Annotated in this window: 2 protein-coding genes and 1 pseudogene; 2 read left to right on the top strand and 1 reads right to left on the bottom strand. The window is 42.0% G+C overall.

All coding sequences use genetic code 11. From position 1 onward, the window contains the following. Nucleotides 1-927, top strand: a 927-nt coding sequence (locus tag SD31_RS11100; protein WP_039054166.1) for a M3 family metallopeptidase, incomplete at its 5' end; no start/stop codon positions are given. Between the two features lie 69 nt (nucleotides 928-996). Here the strand turns inward: SD31_RS11100 and pgi are convergent. Further along, complete coding sequence (pgi, locus tag SD31_RS11105) at nucleotides 997-2,643, bottom strand: glucose-6-phosphate isomerase (RefSeq protein WP_039054167.1); 1,647 nt, start codon at nucleotides 2,641-2,643, stop codon at nucleotides 997-999. Between the two features lie 83 nt (nucleotides 2,644-2,726). On the opposite strand from pgi, the pseudogene prfB reads away from it, so the two are divergent. Beyond that, nucleotides 2,727-2,881, top strand: a pseudogene (prfB, locus tag SD31_RS17520) (peptide chain release factor 2); the annotation flags it as partial. Between the last annotated feature and the right edge of the window lie 70 nt (nucleotides 2,882-2,951).

The raw sequence follows: 2,951 nt of genomic DNA on the forward strand, positions 1-2,951 counted from the left end.
CAGACGACAAAACTTTACGGGATTACTTTTGTAGCCTTGAACAATGTCCCTACCTACCATGAAGAGGTTGAGGTATATGAAGTTAAAGATAAAGACGGTTCTCATCTAGGATTATTGTATGCCGACTTTTTCCCACGTGAATCAAAACGTGGCGGTGCATGGATGACATCTTACAGAAGTCAATATATGAAGGAAGGCAAACGCGTAGCTCCTGTAATTTCTATTGTGTGCAACTTCACCAAACCTGTTGGTGACCAGCCGGCACTGTTGACCTTCGATGAGGCTACAACCCTATTCCACGAATTTGGCCACGCCCTTCACGGCTTGATGTCTAATGTAAAATACAGATCATTGGCCGGAACATCAGTATCGCGCGATTTCGTTGAGCTTCCTTCACAGATCATGGAAAATTGGGCAGCAGATCCTGAAGTGCTGAAAACCTATGCCAAACACTATAAAACAGGAGAAGCTATTCCAGATTCTTTGATTGCTAAAATGGAAAAAGCAGGAACCTTCGACCAAGGTTTTGCCACAACAGAATATCTTGCTGCATCACTATTGGATATGGCTTATCATGCTATCAAAACTCCGATTACAGGAGATGTCAACACCTTTGAAAAGGCTGCCATGGACAAAATTGGTTTGATAGACGCCATTATCCCTCGTTATAGAAGCACCTATTTCCAACATATCTTCTCAGGAGGTTACTCTGCAGGATATTATGCTTATATCTGGGCAGAAGTATTGGATTCAGATGCCTATGCCGCATTCAAAGCAAAAGGACTTTTCGATGAGGTTACAGCAGCTTCTTTCCGCAAAAATATCTTGGAAAAAGGAGGAACAGTAAATCCGGCAGAATTATACCGAGCTTTCCGCGGTAAAGACCCAGATCCTATCCACTTGATGAAGAAAAGAGGCTTAAACTAATAATACTTTCATCAAAAAAGCTTATTCAAAAGAATAAGCCTTTTTTGATATATATTTTATCTTCATCGATTATCGCCAAGCTTTGTACTGGTTGATAAGACCATTAGTAGAGCTATCATGACTTAGCACCACCTCTTCGTTGTCTAATTCCGGTAATATCTTATTGGCAAGCTGCTTACCCAACTCCACTCCCCATTGGTCGAAGCTGTAAATATTCCAGATAACACCTTGCACGAAGATTTTGTGTTCATATAAAGCGATAAGCATTCCTAATGTCTTTGGTGTGATTTTCTTGAGCAGGAAGGAGTTTGTCGGTCTGTTACCTTCAAAAATTTTATATGCTTTAATCTTTTCTATTTCTTCCTCCGACTTACCGGCCTGCTTCAACTCATTGACCACTTCTTCCTCTGTCTTTCCATTCATCAGAGCCTCTGTCTGTGCGAAAAAGTTGGATAGCAGTAGCTGATGATGGTTTCCTATGGCGTTGTGGGATACCGCCGGCGCTATGAAATCACAAGGAATAAGTTTTGTTCCCTGATGTATCAGCTGATAGAAGGCATGTTGGCCATTTGTCCCTGGCTCTCCCCAGATAATAGGTCCTGTTTGGTAGTTAACACGGTTGCCATTCCTGTCCACATATTTGCCGTTGCTCTCCATATCTCCTTGTTGGAAATAAGCCGCAAAACGGTGAAGATATTGGTCGTAAGGCAATATAGCATGACTTTCAGCTCCAAAGAAATTGTTGTACCAAACGCCTAATACTGCCATTATCACAGGAATATTTTTTTCGAATGTCGTATGCCTGAAGTGTACATCCGCTTCGTAGGCTCCTTTCAGAAGCTCCTCAAAATTGTCAAAACCTATCCCCAACGCTATGGAAAGACCTATGGCCGACCATAAGGAGTAACGCCCTCCTACCCAATCCCAGAATTCGAACATATTCTTAGTGTCGATACCGAAAGCGGCCACTCCCTTCTCGTTGGTACTTAAAGCCACGAAGTGTTTGGCCACATCCTGTTCGGTTGCGCCACTTTGTAAGAACCAAGCCTTTGCCGTATGGGCATTGGCCATAGTTTCTTGGGTGGTAAAAGTCTTCGAAGCTATAAGAAACAAGGTCGTAGCAGGGTTTACCTTCTTCAATGTTTCGGCTATATGAGTGCCATCCACATTGGAAACGAAATGCACGTTAAGATGGGTCTTGTAAGGTTTCAACGCCTCAGTAACCATTACCGGTCCTAGGTCAGAACCACCAATACCGATATTCACTACATCGGTGATGGTATCCCCTTTGTAACCTTTCCATTCTCCGGATAAAATGCGGCCCACAAAATCTTTCATATGAGCCAACACTTTGCGTACCTTCGGCATCACATCTTCCCCATCCACATAGATAGGGTGTGAAGCCTGGTTGCGTAAAGCGGTATGCAACACAGGTCTCCCTTCTGTCACATTGATTTTCTTTCCAGAAAACATGGCGTCGATAGCCTCTTCCAAACGGCATTCCTGCGCCAGCTGTATAAGTAAGGAAAAAGTCTCTTCGTCCAACCTGTTCTTCGAGTAATCGAATAGCAAATCATCCAGCAGAACGGAATATTTCTCGAAACGGTAAGGGTCTTCCTGAAAAAGGTCTTTTATATTTTTGTCTTTTAATATCTCATAGCGTGCTACCAGCTTTCTATACGCTTCGGTAGAAGTAAAATCTATATTTGGCAACATATTTTGTCTTTTTAGAAATAAAATCAAATATAGATAAATATGCTTAATTTTTTATTTACCACCATACTTGCTAATTTTGGTGTATGACGAAAGAACAGATTCAAGACTTGAGGGATCGTGTAATGTCCCTGAGGAGGCATCTTTGACATCGATGTCAAAAAAGCTGAAATAGAAAAAGAAACCGAAATAACCCTAAGACCCGATTTCTGGGATAATACCTAAGGAAAGCCGAAAAATTCATTCAAGGCATACAAAAACCTAAAACGTGTACGKKRACAGAACCACTACGACCGTGTTGCCAATGCTGT

It is taken from the genome of Sphingobacterium sp. T2 (genome assembly GCF_000814685.1).
GTDB lineage: Bacteria > Bacteroidota > Bacteroidia > Sphingobacteriales > Sphingobacteriaceae > Sphingobacterium > Sphingobacterium thermophilum.

What these genes read in the sequence shown, in the direction of transcription:
- pgi (WP_039054167.1), bottom strand. Translation starts at nt 2,643, where the DNA reads ATGTTGCCAAATATAGATTTTACTTCTACCGAAGCGTATAGAAAGCTG.